Here is a 17918-nt window from a genome sequence, read left to right on the forward strand (position 1 = left end):
ACTAAGTGCATAAAACTGCACGTACTGAGAAAATTGCTAAAATAGAGGTATGAGGTAAAGTATGAAAAAAGCAAGAATTACGCGAATCGTTTCGAATCATTACACGATTTATATGGACGGCGAATTTCATGTTGCGAAGGCAATGGGAAAACTTCGACTGGGACAAAAACCCATTGTAGGGGACAATGTTCATGTCGAGTTTCTTGAGGAACAATGGGTGATTCAGGAAGTTCTTGAACGGGAGAATCATCTCATACGCCCACTGGTTGCTAACATAGATCAAACCTTAATCGTAATGTCGGCGAAAGAACCAGATTTTTCATACACACTTGTAGATCGCCTTATATTTTTGATTTCACTTGAAGGTATTAAATCCGTCATTGTCATATCTAAAGCTGATTTGATTACAAAAGAGGCGCAAAATGAAATCATTCAAGAATACCAAACGCGTGGTTATCAAGTGGTTCTTACGGGCCAAAATTTACCAACGGACCCTTTAGAGAATATCCTAAAAGATAAACTATCGGTGCTTGCAGGCCAAAGTGGTGTTGGAAAATCAAGTATTTTAAATCGCATTAATGGAGAATTACAGTTAAATACGCAAGCGATTTCTAAAGCACTCGGTCGAGGACGCCATACAACCCGTCATAACCAACTTTATGAAATTGCTGGAGGATGGATTGCTGATACACCAGGATTCTCATCACTTGATTTTTCACAAGTTGATGTTCAAATGTTAGCTGAATCGATCCCAGATTTCGCGCCTTACATTGGGCAATGCAAATATCGTAATTGTTTGCATTTAAAAGAACCAGGTTGTAAAATCAAAGAAGCAGTAGAAAATGATGCTGTATCAAAAATTCGATACACAAATTATGTGGATGTAGTAAAACTAATCAAGGAGGACACACGGGGATGAAAATAGTATCGCCATCAGTATTATCTTTAGATTTTTCAGAAATGAAGACACAGCTTAAACGTGTTGAAGTAGCGGGGGCTAAGTGGTTACACTTTGATGTTATGGATGGTCACTTTGTGCCAAATATTAGTTTTGGTCCTGGCATTCTCAAACAAGTTGATCATGTATCGGATTTATTGATGGATGTCCATTTGATGATCAGTGACCCTGTTCAGTATTTTGATGCATTTATCGATGCAGGTGCTGATGCCATCACGATTCATGCTGAATGTTTTGATGATGTCATGGATGGAATTGCCGCTGTTAAGGATTTAAAAAAACGTGGTGTAAAAGCTGGAATCACATTAAAGCCAGGCACAGATATTTCGCTTATTGTTCCATATCTTAAACATGTAGATATTGTTCTTGTCATGAGTGTTGAACCAGGGTTTGGAGGCCAAGCATTCATGCCTGAAATGTTGGAGCGTATCAAAGAAGTTGACGCGTTCAGACAATCAAATAACTACGAGTATCTCATTTCTGTTGACGGTGGAATTAATGACGAAACTGGTATTCGTGCACGTTCAGCAGGCGCAGATATTTTAGTTGCTGGAAGTTATGTTTTCAGTGATGATATTGAAAAGGCAGTTATTTCTTTATTATGAGAACCGTCACACTCGTTCTAGGGGACTTTGAAGGAACCGTTGAAGGTGATGTTATCGGTGTTGACTATGGAGCCCTTGTTTGTTTAAACAAGGGCATTCCTGTTATGTTGGCATGTGGAGATTTTGATTCTGTTAGTGAAGATGATTTCCAGCGAATTAAAAACTATGCCGAAACAACAATCCGACTCAACCCAATAAAAGATGATACTGATTTTCTGTTCGCGTACAAACAAGCAGGGGATTATGATGAAATTATAGTCTATGGGGGATTGGGTCGCCGCCGTGATCACGAATACAGCAATGTGATAACAGCAATGCTTGATTCGCGGATCACCTTGTACGATGGTCAAAACAAAATAAAAAGATATGATGAGGGTACTCACCATATCGCTAAAAATGATTATTACTATTTATCTGTGCTTGTTTTTGAGCCGATTACGATTACACTTGAAGGATTCAAATATCCGCTTAATCAACGTGATGTTAAATTTGGTGATACTTATCTAACATCAAATGAGATTCTAGATGATATAGGGGTTGTGACGCTTCAAGGTGGGCCTGCACTTATAATACAAGCAAATCAATAATAAAAAAACGGTGATCCACCGTTATTTTTATTATCGAGCTTGTTGTGCTTTGATAGTTTTTAATGCACGGGCGGAAATACGGACCTTAGTTGGCTTTCCATCGACCATAATTGTCGCTTTCTGAAGATTAACATTCCATTTACGACGTGTTGCACGAAGTGAATGTGAGCGTTTGTTTCCAGACATGGTTTTCTTTCCAGTTACTGAACATACTCTAGGCATACCGTAACCCCCTTTCTTGTCTATTCTTTAACGCTTAGTAACTATACCATACGCAATATGTTTAATCAAGTAGGTTTCCTAAAAAAAATAGACAAAATATGATTGTGAAATTTCTGTTGAAGTCAAGCCCTAATGCCTTTAATCTTAGCTTTGATTATGATATTATTATACTAAGCATGAAGGAGGTTCGCAAATGGAAAAACAAATCATTGCAGCATTAGAAATTGCGGATCACGAAGTACGCTTATTAGTTGGACAATTTTTCAATGGTAGATTAAATATTTTAAAAGTAGAACGTGTTCCCCATCTGGGTATCTCAGGATATACGATTATGAGTGAAACACATGTTGTAGATTCAATTAAAAAAGCTGTTGAGAATGCATCTCGCAACTTGGGGGTAGTTGTAAAGCGCATATTATTGGTTGTACCTGGAGTACATACCAAGCGCATAAACCGTCAGTTAAGGGTCCCAATTACAGGACGTATCTCGGAGTCGGATGTCCGGCGCGCATATAATGAATTAGCGAAAACACAATATCCTGAAGGATATATCTTAACAAACATATTAATGAGTAAATTTTTTGTTAATGGAAGCTCAACACGCAAGCTCCCATTAAACGAAAAAAGCGACGCACTTACAATAGAAGCAGAGTGTTACTATGGAAAACAATCAGTAATATTCCCTTATGTAAGTGTCGTAGAGAAATCGGGATTGAAAATCTTGGATATCATTTCTGATGATATCGGATTTGGTAAAGAAGCATCTCTATTTGAAGCGTCAATCGATAAGCCTATAATTGCGATAACGCTCCATGAAAAAATGACACGGTTATCCTTGTTTCATAAAGGGGTTCTGCTATCCAGTGACTACCTTGAAATGGGATTCGAGAGATTTTTAAAACAGATAGAAACAACATTAAAAGTGCCCAGTGATGTGGTACACCGATTGATGTATTACAATGTAGATTTAGATTTAGAGAACCCAAGCAATGACCCAATCTTCATGTGGTCAACAAAATCAACAACACATGTGTTGACACAAGAAGAACTAATGGCAATTGTTGCGGATGATATCAAAATGTTTTTAAAAGATTTGGTAATGCGATGTGAACCAATATTTGAATTAGGATCACCAAAATTTGTCGTGACCGGTGAGGCTAGCGTCATAGCGGGACTCGAGACCGTGATTGCGAATGAAAGTAATTCTGAAGTAACAACGTATCGGTCGACAACGTTTGGAGCGAAGGAGCCAGGCTTAACAGCTGTGCTCGGTTCGTTTTACTACTATAAAGATCAACATGTCTATCGAGAAATGACGATGGCAAGCGTTGATGAAATTGACTTTATGAATACGGTATTGAATATTGAAACAGATATAAAAGATGATTCGATTACTCAAAAACTTAAAAACATGTTCTTTGAACGATAAATTGGAGGAGTGAACAAAATGAGTACAAATTTTCAACATAGTGTAGCAAGAATTAAAGTTATTGGCGTCGGTGGGGCCGGAAATAATGCCGTTAACCGAATGGTTGATGAAGGCATGAAGGGTGTAGAGTTTTATGTAGCCAATACTGATCTACAAGTGCTTAATGTTTCACCAGTCGTGAATCGTATTGAATTAGGACGTGAAGTAACCAAAGGGCTTGGAGCTGGTGCTAATCCAGAAATGGGACGCAAAGCTGCAGTCGAAAGTGAAAATGAAATCCGTGCTGCAGTTAAAGATGCAGATATGGTCTTTGTTACTGCTGGTCTTGGTGGTGGAACGGGAACAGGAGCATCGCCACTTGTTGCCAAGATTGCTCAAGAAGAAGGAGCATTGGTCGTTGGGATCGTTACAAAACCATTTACTTTCGAAGGACGTCGCCGTCGCGAACAAGCGTCTTCAGGCCTCGATGAGCTAAAACAATATGTAGACTCTCTAATTATCGTAAGTAACAATCAATTGCTTGAAGTAATTGGCCGTATTCCTTTCCAAGAAGCATTTAAAGAAGCAGATAATGTACTACGTCAAGGTGTTCAAACAATTACAGACTTAATTGCTGTTCCTGCAATGATTAACTTGGACTTTGCTGATGTTCGTTCTGTTATGCAAGGACAAGGTAGCGCTCTAATCGGAATTGGTATGGCTCAAGGCGAGAACAAATCAATCGAAGCTGCACAAAAAGCAATTACGTCACCATTACTAGAAGCGCAAATTGATGGCGCTCGTAACGCGATTGTGAACGTTACTGGTGGAGATTCAATTTCGATTCAAGATGCGAGTGAAGCTGTTGAATACATTCGTGAAGCGGCTGGAAATGATATCGACATTATTTTTGGAGTTGCCATTAATGAAAATATTGGGGATGCAATTATTGTAACTGTGATTGCCACAGGTTTTGATGATTCAGTTCGTGATGTTCAAGAAACAGTCGCTCAAGTAGAACGTTCAGGATCACAATCATCACAAAACGAACGTACAGAAACAACTAATAACGATATTCCTGAATTTTTTAGAACACGTTAATACGGTGTGCAGTTTGCACACTATGAGGAGTTTATATGAAAAAAGTATTTGTAATTTTTCGTAACGAAGCGTCATACAATCCGAAAATAATCAATAAAATTGATGAGTACTTGCGTATGATGGATGTTGAAGCAACAATTGAAGCGACAACGCCAGAATTGTTTGAACGTGTAACCGAAAATGAAGCTGTAGCGGTCTCAATGGTTACATATGACGATGCAAATGAACATATTGAAGTCATTGATGGTACATCATTAAGAACTGGTGTCGGTGCAGAACCTGTGCTCTTCGAACTTGCGAATAAACTTAAAGCATAAAAAAGGTTGTGATGTATAATTCATCACAACCTTTTCTTCTATTTAAAAGCACGTTTATATTGTTGGGTAATGAGATCGTTTTTACGTCGAGCATGGGCTGCGTGAAGCACCCAGTTAGCATTTGAGAGAAGAGGCCGCGCTAGTCCGATGTAGTCAGCTTGCTCTGATTCAATGACATAGGCCGCAAGATCGGGATTCCCTAGTATACCACAAGCAATAATATTGTTGTTGGGGAAAGCCTTCTTAATCTTATGTGCAAACGGAACTTGATATCCAGGATATATTTTAGTTGGTGGATTAATTGTAATTCCGCCAGATGAAACATTAATGAAGTCATATGAAGCCGCAACAGGTTCGAGCATACGAATGGTATCGTCCACAGTCTGTCCATTGGGTTCATAATCAGTTGCACTAACACGTAGTGACAATATCTTATGTTTTGGCCAAACTTGGGTAACCGCAGCCGTTAATTCTTGTAAGAACACGGATCCATCTTTGTACTTGTCAGTCCTATGATTTGAAGCAGGGCTCATAAATTCAGAAATAAGATATCCGTGTGCACCGTGAATTTCAATTGCATCAAACCCTGCCTTATCGGCACGAACAGCAGCTTCTTGAAAATCTTTGATGATACGTTTTATCTCGTCGGTTGTGAGGGCTACGGGTGTGCGTGAATCATCAGAATAAGCTATTGCGCTAGGTCCGTAGATGGTGTCAATTCCATCACTTGCAGTTGACTTACGGCCCGCATGATTCAATTGAACGCCGATAATGGATCCTTCCTCGTGGACAGCATCAACAATATTTTTGAATGGTGCAATTTGGTCGTCGTTGTATAATCCTAGGCAATCGTCAGTGATGCGTCCTTCTGGTGCAACGCCTGTTGATTCGATGATGATCATCCCAACTTGGCCGATTGCGCGCGAGACATAATGCGCAAAATGGAAGTATGTGGGGATACCATCATGCTTAAATACTGAATACATGCACATAGGTTCCATAACGAGGCGATTTTTCAACTCGTAGTTTTTAATCTTAGTTTTATCAAAAAGGTTCATAGTTATCACTCCTAAGGAAATTATAACACTGTTTACCGAAAATAATATTGAGATGCAATGATGTGAAGTCGGATAATTTGTGAATGGTACTTAGAAATAGCTTAATGAACGTTGGGTTAATGCAAAAACAGCAATCTTTAACAAACAGATGTCTAGGGGACGTCTTTGCATCATGTTCATTAAAAATAGAACACGACAAACAAGATTTATTAAATATGTGTTGACATATCTGAAAATGTAACTCATAATATGTAAAAGCGATGAAAAGGAAAGTAGTTTAATGAAAACTTTCAGAGAGTCTGTGTAGGGTGAGAGCAGATAGTGGCAGTTAAATGAAAATGGCCTTGGAGCAGTTTTACTGAGATAGTATATTTAGGTAAGACCGGGTTCGCCCGTTAACGCGACAGAGTATGATAGTACTCGATAAGGATTATCTTGTGAAAGATAATTAAATTAAGGTGGTAACATGAGCACGCTCATCCTTAGGGATGGGCGTTTTTTATATGTAGAAACAATAAGGAGGAGAACATATGAAGAAATTACTCGTTGTATTAGCAGCATTATTGGTATTGGCTGGTTGTGGTGCTTCGAAAAGTGGCGATGATAAAACTATCGTAATTGGTGGAACACCGTTTCCACATGGAGATATTTTAGAGCAACTTCGCGAACCACTCAAAGAGCAAGGCTTTGAGTTAACGGTTAAAAAGTTTGACGACTACAAAATTCCGAACACTGAAGTTGAATCAGGTGGTTTGGACGCAAACTACTTCCAACACATTCCTTACCTCAAAAACTTCAATAAGGATAATGGAACGCATTTAGTGGACGTATTAAAAGTTCATTATGAACCAATAGGGATCTATGCAGGGAAGAAATCTTCTTTAGCTGATGTTGCTAAAGGTGATACTGTACTTGTGCCAGATGATGCAACAAATTTACCAAGAGCACTGAAGGTTCTTGAAGAAATCGGTTGGATTGAGCTTGGGGATAATCGTGATACCGCAACTGTTAAAGATATCGTTAAATTTAACCAAGAAATCACCATTAAAGAAGTTCAAAGTGATGGAATTGCACCACTCATAAATGATGCAGAGTATGTTGTGTTAAACGGAAACTACGCAATCACTGCGAAAGTAGTTGATCGTGTACTTCAAACGGAAACGATCTCACCAGAAACAATTGCCGACATTGTTAATGTCGTTGCAGTTAAAGAAGGAAATGAAGATAGTCCAAAGACCAAAGCTATTATTAAAGCATTTGAAGATCAACGTGTGAAAGATTACATTGAAGCTCAATTTGCGCCAGCGGTTACAAGTGTCTTGAAATAATTTAAGTATTAAACAGAAGGATGCATATTTATTAATGGAGATGATGACATGAAAATCCATGATATGCATCCTTCTTTGCGTCCACGAGAGCGTGCTGAGCATTTAGGGATTGAAGTATTATCCGATCGGGAATTGCTAGCGATTGTATTACGTTCTGGAACCAAGTACCAATCCGTGCTTGAGATTGCGGATTTAATTTTTGAACGATGTGGTAACATTACGGGATTGCCAAAAATGACATTACATGAACTAATTAAAATTAATGGGATTAAAAAAGTGAAGGCAATTGAAGTATTGGCAATCATCGAGATTGCCAAACGAATGGTTGAGCCACATTGTGGTCAAATTGTCGAAATTTATGATACTGCATCAATTATTAAATGGTTATTCATAAAAATAGGATATGCAAAACAAGAGCAATTTCTAGTAATATACCTAAATCAAAATCGTTGTATTCTAAATCATCAAGTTTTGTTTGTGGGAACTGTAGATCGAAGTCTAATACATCCTCGAGACATCATTCGTGAAGCGAGTATCGTCGGAGCGATGAAAGTGGTATTTGTACATAATCATCCGAGTGGGACGATGGCACCAAGTCGTAGTGATATCGAAGCGACGACTGTGTTGATAAGGGCGTGTCGCCTTGTAGGTGTGGAAGTTTATGACCATTTAATTGTCTCGCAGTCAAACTACATTTCACTTAGATTTCAATTACCGGAATTGTTTATAGAATAGTGTGTGAAGAATCACGCTTTTATTTGTAAAGACAGTCATTCTTAAGTATAATAAAATAGGTGATTCAATGAAAAGAAAAAGTACTTTCAATAGCGTGATGAAGACGCTCATACTAATCATAGTCGTAGCAATTATGGGAACAGGAATGATAAAGGGATCAAAATTTTATCAAAATGTAGACCGTAATTTCTTCAGCTTCTTTTCTATGATGAAATATGGATTAATTGACTATCCAATTGAAACAGCAAGTGGCTTTATGACGGATGTAGCGACAATGTGGGACGTAAGATACGAAAATGACTTGTTACGCCATGAATTGGAAAATGCGGCACATTGGCAGACACGCGTAAAAGCTCTTGAAGAAGAAATTAGTCAGCTAAAAGCACAAAATGAATTAAAAAGTGTTTATACAGAGTTAGTTCAAATTAATGGAACCGTGAAGTATCACTCCAGTGAGAGTTGGGATAGCACAATTACAATAGACATTGGCGCCGCAGATGGTGTTAGTGTTGGTGACGGTGTTATTGCTCCGCAAGGAGTCATCGGTCGTGTTAAACACGTGAGTGAAAATCAATCCGAAGTCTCAATTTTAACTGCAAATGATGATAATTCAAAAGTATCTGTCCGTATCGAAACGGCACCAGGTGAATATGTTCAGGGAATTTTAGATTCCTATAATCATGAAACCAATCTGTTCTCAATTAATTTGCTAGAGACGAATTCGTCAATATCGCCGGATATGGTTGTATCCACCGCAGGAATTGGTGGTGTCTATCCAGCAGGATTACTTATTGGAAATGTTCATTCACAACGAAATATTGCGGATGGAATTGGTGTTGTCGTTTATGTGAAGTCGAATGTTGACTTTGATGATCTTCGATTTATATCGGTGGTTAAACGACCATGAGAACAATTCGACTAATGCATTTTGTCTATATTGTCATACTCTTGTTTTTAGATGGAGTTCTAAATGCGCTCGGGCGTCAATTTCTGATTCCACAATTTACGTTTGTAAGCAATATGGCATTTATGGGTTTAATCATGTTGAGCCAAAATGATAGTAGAGAAGAGTCCATCATCAAAGCGATGATACTGGGCATTTGGTTGGAATTCAACTATATGGATAGCTTTCCAATCTTCTTTGTATCGTTTGCACTTACAATGTTGATCGTGCGACTATTCGATCGACATATCGGTTACTCTGTATCAGAGTTTATTCTGTTAATTATCGTAAGTTTATTTATCAAAGAAATAATAACTTACATCATGGCTTGGTATAGCAAGGGGTATAACCAAGAGTTTATGGCTTTTCTAGCTTATCGCAGCTTCTGGGTATTACTTGGTAATTTAATGTTGATTCCAATTGTCAGATTTGGTTACAGTAAAATGCACCAGTATATCCTAAAAAAAGCACAAAATCTCTATATGAGATAAAGGGGGACTTATGAACACACAGGAAAAAGTTAAGACGTTTATTAATAAAAACTTAACACTCAATCGACTGTTAATCGTTATTATGTCATTAGTTACATTATATTTGCTAATGCTTACAGAAGGATTCTGGATTTACGCATTTGGAAAACTTCAATCAATCTTGATGCCATTCATCATTGGATTCGGAATTGCTTATATCCTACATCCAATCACGAAGTATTTTGAAAAATTTGGAATCAAGCGACAAATTGTTGTGCCACTAACACTCATCGTTTTTGTAGCACTCGTTGTCTTATTGATTTCATCAATACTACCAAAGCTCATTACTGATATGATGACTATAATCAATTCAAGTGTTGATGGTATTCAACAACTGCTAAAGTACTACACAGATTTCCAACAAGGGAAACCAGAACCATGGGTTACAAATCTTGTAAATGAAGGTGTTAAAATCTTGGAGGGCCTTATTAAAAGCGTACCAACAATTCCAACATTTGCATCACAATTTGTCGGTCAACTGATTAATTTCTTGACTACTGCGCTCTTCTCATTAGTTATTGGTCTTTATCTCATTTTCGATTATGAAGATGTAACGCGAAAAGTATTGAATTGTGCGTATAAAGTTTCTCCAAAAGTTGCGAATTCACTCATTGTCGTGAACCGCGCTGTGTTACAATATCTTCAAACACTTATTGTCATCATGACAATAACGTTTGTTGAATATACGATTCTCTATTCGTTGGTTGGGCATAACTATGCATTAGTATTAGGTGTTATGGCTGCATTTGCATTGCTAATACCATACATTGGTCCAATCACAGTTCAAGTCCTTGCTGTTTTAACTTCACTAATGCTTCCAGTACCGCGCATTATTGCATTAGCAATTGGCTTGTTTATCCTTTCAAACTTAGACAACTATGTCATCTCACCATTTGTATATTCAAAACGAGATAAAATTGATCCGGTGTCTTCTCTCTTTGTGTTCTTTGCATCGAGTGTCATGTTTGGATTTATCGGTATTTTACTTTCAATGCCAATTTACTTCTCATTGCGTGCAATTTATGCGTTGAAGAAAAATAATTGGGAATTAGAATCAAAAGTAGAAGCGTAATTTGAAAGAGGGGTATTTATGAAAAGATTAATTAAAAGTACATTGGTTGTAGTAATGTTTACACTGATGTTGACGGGCTGCGTTCCAAAAAATAAGAATGTAGTAGTTACAAGTTATCCTTTAGAATACCTCGTAACAACATTGGCAGGAGACCGCGTAAATGTCGAACGACTTGATGTTGGGTCAACGCCTCAAACTGCTCAAATTAGAGATGATTACAAAGAAGTTCTCGAAAAAGCGGATACGATGTTTTATATCAATGAAATTCAACCTTACTGGGAAATTTATCGTGATGATATCATCTCTAACAATAAGATTGAAGTTATAGATATGGCGGAACGCTCATCACTTTACAACTTTGCTCGCTTTACAACAGTAACAGCTGCGAATTCGACACACGTAGTCGAATCACCGTATTATGATACTCCAAACTTTGAGCGGGTAGATGTTTATGATAAAGATCCGTTCATTTGGATGGATCCGCTAGCGATGACTTCGATGGCTCGAACCATTAAAGATTGGTTAGTTGCGACATATCCTGATGATGCTGCAAAATTTGAAGATAGATTTTCTAAACTAGAAATTGAATTAACGAGTTTGCAAGCCGATTTCCAACAAATCAAAACACCAGCAGTTCCCATTAAAATTGTCACGATGACACCGACATTTGGAAACTGGCAAAAGAGTTTTGGGGTCGAAGTATATCCGGTAACCATTTCTAAGTTCGGTGCTCTTCCAACGGAAGCGATGCTCAACGATATTCGTACATCTATTCAAACAAATAATGTAAAACATATTGCCTTTGAAGAAGGTATGACGGAAGAACAAACAGCACTATACAATCAGTTAAAAACAGAACTATCGCTAACTGAGATACAATTAAGCAATGTTTATTCATTATCTGAAAAGGATGTTGCGGAACAGTATGATTACATTCGAATCATGTATCAAAACTTGGAAACCCTTAAATCGATAAGTCGATAAACCTAAGGGTTTCCTTTCTTTAAATGGAGGAAATTATGGAAAAATTACTATTAATAGATGGAAACTCGATGTTGTTTCGAGCATATTATGGAACATTATCACGAGGACATATGATGTCTTCAACAGGTGTTGTGACCAATGCTGTTTATGGCTTTTCGACAATGCTTACGAAAGCCATTGAACTTACAAAACCGGACTATATCCTTGTCGCTTTTGATACTAAGGATAAAACATTTAGACATGAGATGTTTGGTGAATATAAAGGGACCCGAAAAGAAGTTGATAATGAGTTAGTTTCCCAATTCGCTCTTGTACGAGAATTCATTGATGCATACCCAATTCCTCGATTAGAAATCAGTGGTTATGAAGCGGATGATATTATTGGAACCTTGTCAAAGCAATATAACAATGTAAAGGTGGAAATATTATCCAGTGATCGTGACTTACTACAGTTAATTGATACAAACGTTGAAGTTCTTCTCATGAAAAAGGGAATTACCGACATTAAAACGATGAACCTTCAAAATCTTGAAGCGGAAATGAACATTACACCATCACAAATCGTAGATGTTAAAGCACTTCAAGGTGATACAAGTGATAATATTCCCGGAGTTCCTTCAGTTGGTGAGAAAACAGCACTTAAATTAATTCAACAGTATGGCTCATTTGAGAACTTGTATGCTCATAAAGATGAAATTAAAGGGAAAATGGGTGAGAATGTTCGTAATTATGAAGCTCAAGCACGTTTGTCCTACGAACTTGCTAAAATTGATGTCGAAGTACCCAATTCCATAACCTTGGATACGCTTCGATATGCCCTTCCTGACAATACTTTGAATGCATTTTATCGAAAATATGATATGAATTCCTTAATAACAGAAGATGTTGAAATCACTGATACAGTTAAAGAAAACTTTAAAATGGCTGATCTCGAAGAATCGTGGTTGGCAGACGATGTGACATTGATGTTAGATTATGACAAGAAAGATGTACTTCAAGGGATTACCATATACAATGCTAATGATGTAGCTTTTGCCTATCTGACACTTCCAGAAATGATTCTAGACAGTGTATTCCACGGGTTACTTGGTCGTGAGAAACAGTTGTTTGCAGTTTCTTCCAAAGCCCTTTATCGTTTCGCATTAGAGCATGATATAGCGATTCAGGCGGGCATTGAAGATATTCTCTTACTCGCATTTATAATTAATCCGTCTGTGACGACATTTGAAAAGTTAAAAGACGAATACAATGCGTGGTATTTAAATTATGAAGGTCTAGAGCAAAATTTTGCGATAATTAAAAGAATGCACACATTATATTCAGAGTTGAAAGAAAAGGCTTTGAAAGATGATCTCATTGCTATTTATGATGACATCGAATTACCGCTAGTTATGGTGCTTGCGGAATGTGAATTCTTAGGAATTAATGTGGATCGTAGCATACTTGATGATGTTGCCGAAAAAACCAAGTCAAAGATTGATATGCTGACTCAATTAATTTATGACGAAGCAGGCGAGGAGTTTAACATTAATTCTCCGAAACAACTTTCCGAAGTACTATTCGATCATCTTCAACTTCCTAGTGGTAAAAAGCGCTCTACGGCAGTGTCCGTTTTAGAATCACTTGAGGGTGTGCACCCAATAATCAAGCCGATCTTGGAATACCGCAAGTACGCTAAGCTCTATAGCACGTATGCAGTTGGACTCACAAAATTTATTGGTGCAGATAATCGTATTCATACGTCGTTTAATCAACATGCAACACAAACAGGCCGTTTGTCATCAAGTGATCCCAATTTACAAAATATTTCGGTTCGTGACGAGGAGACACGTGCAATCCGCGGAGCATTCATTGCGAGTCCAGGACATAAGCTTGTAAGTATTGACTATTCTCAAATCGAGTTACGGGTCTTGTCCTACTTAGCACATGAAGAAAAAATGATGGATGCATTTAAGCATGATGTTGATATTCACACGGCCACTGCAAATGAAATTTTTGGTGTTTCTTCAGCTGATGGAGCTATGCGTCGCCAAGCGAAATCTGTAAACTTCGGAATCGTGTATGGTATCTCAGGATTTGGTTTATCAAAACAACTTGATATTTCGATTGCGGAGGCAAGTGCATTTATCGATAAGTACAATGAAGCTTACCCAAATATTCAAAAATATATGGATTCGGTCATTGCAAAATGTGAGGTAGATGGTTTTGTTACAACGTATTTTGGAAGACGACGCTATATTCCAGAAATTTTCGATAAGAATCGTGCAGTCAAAGAATTTGGAAAACGTGCAGCAATGAATGCACCAATCCAAGGAACTGCAGCAGATATAATAAAAATTGCAATGGTTAAAGCACATCGTGCATTGAAAGAAGCAAATTTAAAATCAGTCATGATTCTACAAGTTCATGATGAGCTTGTTTTTGATGTAATAGATGAAGAAGTGGATCAAGTGATTTCACTGATGACATCAGTAATGGAGAGTATCGTTGATTGGCCAATTCCATTAAAAGTCTCAGTTGATATCGGATCAAATTGGTTAGGAGAGTAACGAATGCCAGAATTGCCAGAGGTAGAGACTATTGTTAAAACAATGGGTGTCTCGCTACTAAATGAACAGATTAAAGCCATTAACCTTCGATACCAACCATTATTGGAAACTGGTTCAGAGTATCCAATTGATGTGCTCGTAGGTGAATCGTTTGTTGATTTCAAACGTCGCGGAAAATATGTTTGGTTTGAGCTTACCAATGGATATAATTGGATTATTCATTTGCGAATGGAAGGCAAATTCCATCTTTATGACTCGCAACAACGACCTAACGCACATACGCATCTTACATTCAATACAGCTAACCATTACGTTCATTACTTGGATACAAGAAAGTTTTCGAGAATGGTGGTTACAAAGCATCCGGAGCAATTCTTTGAGAGTAAGCGATTGGGGTATGAACCATGGGACAATGAACTTACTCCAGAATATTTAAAGAAGAAATACAGTACAATTGGTCGTCCAATCAAGCTAGTATTGCTTGATCAAGCTATTTTTGTGGGGGTCGGAAATATATATGCAGATGAAATACTTCATGATATTCGCGTTCATCCATTAACTCCTGCGAAGATGATTTCGACGGTCAAATTGTCACAGCTTATTCTGTCTGCGCGTCGCATTTTGGAAAATGCGATTCAAGCAGGCGGAACCACAATTAGATCCTATACATCTGGACTCAATGTTCATGGTCGATTTCAAATTCAACTTGCGGCCTATGGACAGGGCGGTAAGCCTTGTCCTCGATGTGGGACAACGATGGATCGAATTGTTATAGGTGGAAGGTCAAGTGTATTTTGTCCAAAATGTCAGAAGGTGAAACGATGAAAATTGCGATTACAGGAACAATCGGTGGCGGTAAATCTCAGGCAAGTGAGTATCTACGTGCTCGTGGATATGAAGTCTATGATACCGATAAAATGGTCCATGATTATTATGAAAAGAACGGGCGCCTTTATGACGCTCTAATAACAATGTTTGGTCATGATATTCTTACGTCAACTGGCGACATTGATCGCAGTAAAATAGCGTCGATTGTGTTCAATGATTATGAAAAACTTGATGCCCTGGAAAATTTAGTCTTCCCACACATTCAACAAGATGTAAATCGTGTAAATGCCCAGAATCAAATTATATTCTTTGAAGTGCCGCTCTTGTTTGAATCACATTCCGAAAAGGCTTTTGATAAAGTAATGATGATAACTGCACCATATTCGACACGTATTCAAAGACTAGCTCAACGGGGGCTTGATGAGGCTGAAGTGAATCGCCGGTCGAAACGTCATCTTGATGAGGCTTCCAAAATTGAAAAATCGAATTTTGTAATCAATAACGACGGTTCGTTAGCTGAATTACACGACTGTATTGATGCAGTTATTCATAAATTGAGAGGAGAACAATAGTGGCGAAAGTAGTGATTCATGTAAACAAAAAATATGATCTTGCACCCGACCAATTGCATAGTTTATTAGTGTACTATCAACCACTTTTCTCGTATCCCGCAGCATCGCTCTATTTGACGCTTTACGAATTTTCTACATTAGATTCTAGTGTTGAAATAAGAGAATTACTACGAATTCTTCAAGTTGATGTACGCGAATTCGAAGCAAATCGGAAAGAGCTCGAGCGCTTTGGATTAATACGTACATTTGAACTTGATAAGTCACTTTCCTTGGAGTTGCTAGAGCCGCTTCGTCCCGTTGATTTTATGGAACACAGTACATTTGGTCGTCTGTATGCTATTGTGATGGGTCGCGAAAAGTATATCGAAGCATGTGAACATGTTCAGGTTCCGATAATCCCGGATACAGCTGAAGAAATTACTGCACCGTTTGATATTGCAAGATTGTCCACTTGGGACGAACAATCTGAATCAGCATTCATTACAAGGCCGGTTGCCGAGACATCACGAAAAAGACGTTTTGACGCAAGTTCTTTCTTTAAGACCTTAAATCCAATGATTTTTCCAATGCAGCTTAGAACCCGGGAAGTTATTGATGTTGTTGAAGAGTTTGGAAGCAACTATAAAATAAGCTATGCTGACATGAAGTCTAAGCTCCTAGCGGCAACTAATTTTGAAACAATGATTTTTGATAAACGGAAGTTTCAGGTTCTTGTTGATCGAGACCATGGAATTCAAAATGTTAATACTGTTTCAAATGCTTATGAACTTGATCCCATCAGTTTTATTGCATATAAACAAGAAAATGATTATGTTGTGGATGCAGATAAAAATCTTATTAAGTCGCTACAGAGTAACTTTAAATTCAATGATGAGGTTGTTAATATTCTAATAGAATACATCCTAGACAATAATAATAAAAACTTGAATAAAAACTATGTAGAAAAAATTGCGGCAACGTGGAAACGTAAAGGAATTGAAACGGCTAAGCAAGCTCAAGATGAAGTATCAAGACCAATAACTAAAGTGCAAAGTCAACCTAAGGCTCGTGTAGAAATTCAATCTCCTGATTATACAGAAGCAATTGAAGTAACCCAAGAGTCGGATGATGAAAACACGAGAATTATCGAAGCATATCTTAAAGGAGGACAATCATGAGTTTTAGAAATATGTCATTTGAACTAACACCTGATCAGATTAAAGCACGTGATGAATTGGGTAAGAAATTACTTGAGTTACCTGAAATTCAATTATTTATTGAAAAGTATGACTGTCCTGAACAGGTTATCGTCGAGAATGCATCCAAATTCAAACGATGGGTTCAATCAAAACGTAAAGCACACTCATATGCAAAACATGAAGTTGTTGCTAATCCGGAGTTAGCCAGCTTTGTAGATTTAGCTTACGATAAGCATACAGGAATCATTGATGAATTCGTGACAGAACTTCCGATTCTCGATGAAATTGAAAATGAATATTCATATTTGAATAAATACCAAGTGATGCCGTTACCCTTAAATTTACGTGAAGCACACTTCGATAAGATTGACTATCAAAATGAAAGTGCCCATTTTAAATCTGTGATGGGTACGTTGGTAAAATTCGTCGAAGACAATTCGCTAGGTTACTTTATTTTTGGTGATTTAGGAATTGGAAAAAGCTATATAAGTGCAGCTGTAACGAATGAATTTGCAAAGAAAAACCATTCAGTAGCATTTGTTCATGTCCCATCATTACTTAGCCTGTTAAAGCAAAATTTTAATAACTCATACGAGTTGGATCGAATTTTACGGAAACTTAGGTCCGTTAAAGTACTTGTACTTGATGATCTCGGTGCAGAGCCGATTACGTCGTGGAGTCGTGATGAAATATTACTGTCTATTCTCAATGATAGACTTGAGAATAAACGGAAGACAATTATCACAAGTAACTACCGTCCGGAACTTTTGGTAGGGCTCTATAAACTGGATACCAGAGGGGTTTCAGATGAAATCAGAGCACGAAGACTAGTGGATAGAATCCATGCGTTAACAAGCCCATTAGAAATGACGGGTAAAAACCGTCGAATTGCACAAAAATAGATATTTAAAGGCGAAATAATTGGCGAAAAGTGGTATGATTA

19 protein-coding genes and 1 other annotated feature are annotated in these 17918 nt (G+C 37.7%); of the genes, 17 read left to right on the forward strand and 2 right to left on the reverse strand.

Annotation, left to right across the window (positions count from 1 at the left end):
- Positions 1–61: 61 nt before the first annotated feature.
- The 3 genes from rsgA to G7061_RS05230 are packed head-to-tail and all read left to right on the forward strand — an operon-like array spanning position 62 to position 2150.
- The gene (rsgA, locus tag G7061_RS05220; protein ID WP_159640241.1) at positions 62–919 is read left to right on the forward strand and encodes a ribosome small subunit-dependent GTPase A; all 858 of its coding nucleotides are present in this window, start codon (positions 62–64) and stop codon (positions 917–919) included.
- Positions 916–1563, forward strand: coding sequence for a ribulose-phosphate 3-epimerase (gene rpe / locus G7061_RS05225; RefSeq protein ID WP_159640244.1), 648 nt, complete (start codon positions 916–918; stop codon positions 1561–1563). Before rsgA ends, rpe begins: the two co-directional genes overlap by 4 nt.
- Positions 1560–2150: a thiamine diphosphokinase gene (locus G7061_RS05230; RefSeq protein ID WP_166119506.1), complete on the forward strand. Its 591-nt coding sequence runs from the start codon at positions 1560–1562 to the stop codon at positions 2148–2150. The genes rpe and G7061_RS05230 overlap by 4 nt, the downstream gene beginning before the upstream one ends.
- A gap of 30 nt (positions 2151–2180) precedes the next feature.
- On the opposite strand, the gene rpmB is transcribed toward G7061_RS05230, so the two are convergent.
- Positions 2181–2372 carry a 50S ribosomal protein L28 gene (gene rpmB, locus G7061_RS05235; RefSeq protein WP_159638724.1) on the reverse strand — a complete coding sequence of 64 codons (192 nt, stop codon included), beginning with the start codon at positions 2370–2372 and terminating at the stop codon, positions 2181–2183.
- Positions 2373–2565: 193 nt separating this feature from the next.
- On the opposite strand from rpmB, the gene G7061_RS05240 reads away from it, so the two are divergent.
- The 3 genes from G7061_RS05240 to G7061_RS05250 are packed head-to-tail and all read left to right on the forward strand — an operon-like array spanning position 2566 to position 5198.
- Complete coding sequence (locus G7061_RS05240) at positions 2566–3801, forward strand: cell division protein FtsA (protein WP_166119510.1); 1236 nt, start codon at positions 2566–2568, stop codon at positions 3799–3801.
- Between the two features lie 18 nt (positions 3802–3819).
- Positions 3820–4881 (forward strand): cell division protein FtsZ, encoded by a 1062-nt coding sequence (ftsZ, locus tag G7061_RS05245; RefSeq protein ID WP_159640250.1) that lies wholly within the window; start codon positions 3820–3822, stop codon positions 4879–4881.
- A 35-nt stretch (positions 4882–4916) separates the two neighbouring features.
- Positions 4917–5198: a hypothetical protein gene (locus G7061_RS05250; protein ID WP_159638720.1), complete on the forward strand. Its 282-nt coding sequence runs from the start codon at positions 4917–4919 to the stop codon at positions 5196–5198.
- A 38-nt stretch (positions 5199–5236) separates the two neighbouring features.
- Here the strand turns inward: G7061_RS05250 and G7061_RS05255 are convergent, their stop codons facing one another.
- A complete protein-coding gene (locus G7061_RS05255) occupies positions 5237–6256 on the reverse strand; it encodes an NADPH dehydrogenase (RefSeq protein ID WP_166119516.1) in 1020 nt (339 codons plus the stop codon).
- 251 nt (positions 6257–6507) lie between these two features.
- Positions 6508–6743, forward strand: a binding site (T-box leader).
- Between the two features lie 43 nt (positions 6744–6786).
- Between G7061_RS05255 and G7061_RS05260 the strand changes: the two genes are divergently transcribed.
- The 11 genes from G7061_RS05260 to G7061_RS05310 all read left to right on the forward strand — a co-directional run bounded on the left by G7061_RS05260 (position 6787) and on the right by G7061_RS05310 (position 17877).
- Positions 6787–7584: a MetQ/NlpA family ABC transporter substrate-binding protein gene (locus G7061_RS05260; protein WP_166119520.1), complete on the forward strand. Its 798-nt coding sequence runs from the start codon at positions 6787–6789 to the stop codon at positions 7582–7584.
- A gap of 48 nt (positions 7585–7632) precedes the next feature.
- The gene (gene radC / locus G7061_RS05265; RefSeq protein ID WP_159641453.1) at positions 7633–8319 is read left to right on the forward strand and encodes a DNA repair protein RadC; all 687 of its coding nucleotides are present in this window, start codon (positions 7633–7635) and stop codon (positions 8317–8319) included.
- A gap of 67 nt (positions 8320–8386) precedes the next feature.
- Positions 8387–9226 carry a rod shape-determining protein MreC gene (gene mreC, locus G7061_RS05270; protein ID WP_159641452.1) on the forward strand — a complete coding sequence of 280 codons (840 nt, stop codon included), beginning with the start codon at positions 8387–8389 and terminating at the stop codon, positions 9224–9226.
- Positions 9223–9753 (forward strand): hypothetical protein, encoded by a 531-nt coding sequence (locus G7061_RS05275; RefSeq protein ID WP_159646012.1) that lies wholly within the window; start codon positions 9223–9225, stop codon positions 9751–9753. Before mreC ends, G7061_RS05275 begins: the two co-directional genes overlap by 4 nt.
- A 10-nt stretch (positions 9754–9763) precedes the next feature.
- The gene (locus G7061_RS05280; RefSeq protein WP_159641450.1) at positions 9764–10864 is read left to right on the forward strand and encodes an AI-2E family transporter; all 1101 of its coding nucleotides are present in this window, start codon (positions 9764–9766) and stop codon (positions 10862–10864) included.
- Positions 10865–10882: 18 nt separating this feature from the next.
- Positions 10883–11848: a metal ABC transporter substrate-binding protein gene (locus tag G7061_RS05285; protein WP_159641449.1), complete on the forward strand. Its 966-nt coding sequence runs from the start codon at positions 10883–10885 to the stop codon at positions 11846–11848.
- 35 nt (positions 11849–11883) lie between these two features.
- Positions 11884–14397: a DNA polymerase I gene (gene polA / locus G7061_RS05290; protein ID WP_166119524.1), complete on the forward strand. Its 2514-nt coding sequence runs from the start codon at positions 11884–11886 to the stop codon at positions 14395–14397.
- A 3-nt stretch (positions 14398–14400) separates the two neighbouring features.
- Entirely contained in the window at positions 14401–15222 is an 822-nt protein-coding gene (gene mutM, locus G7061_RS05295; RefSeq protein WP_159646006.1) for a bifunctional DNA-formamidopyrimidine glycosylase/DNA-(apurinic or apyrimidinic site) lyase, read from the forward strand.
- Positions 15219–15797, forward strand: coding sequence for a dephospho-CoA kinase (coaE, locus tag G7061_RS05300; protein ID WP_159641446.1), 579 nt, complete (start codon positions 15219–15221; stop codon positions 15795–15797). The genes mutM and coaE overlap by 4 nt, the downstream gene beginning before the upstream one ends.
- Positions 15797–16954 carry a DnaD domain protein gene (locus tag G7061_RS05305; RefSeq protein ID WP_159641445.1) on the forward strand — a complete coding sequence of 386 codons (1158 nt, stop codon included), beginning with the start codon at positions 15797–15799 and terminating at the stop codon, positions 16952–16954. Before coaE ends, G7061_RS05305 begins: the two co-directional genes overlap by 1 nt.
- On the forward strand, positions 16951–17877 hold the full coding sequence (locus G7061_RS05310) for an ATP-binding protein (protein WP_159641444.1): 927 nt from the start codon (positions 16951–16953) through the stop codon (positions 17875–17877). Before G7061_RS05305 ends, G7061_RS05310 begins: the two co-directional genes overlap by 4 nt.
- The last annotated feature ends 41 nt before the right edge of the window (positions 17878–17918 follow it).

It is taken from the genome of Erysipelothrix sp. HDW6B (assembly GCF_011301115.1).
GTDB classification, from domain to species: domain Bacteria; phylum Bacillota_I; class Bacilli_A; order Erysipelotrichales; family Erysipelotrichaceae; genus Erysipelothrix; species Erysipelothrix anatis.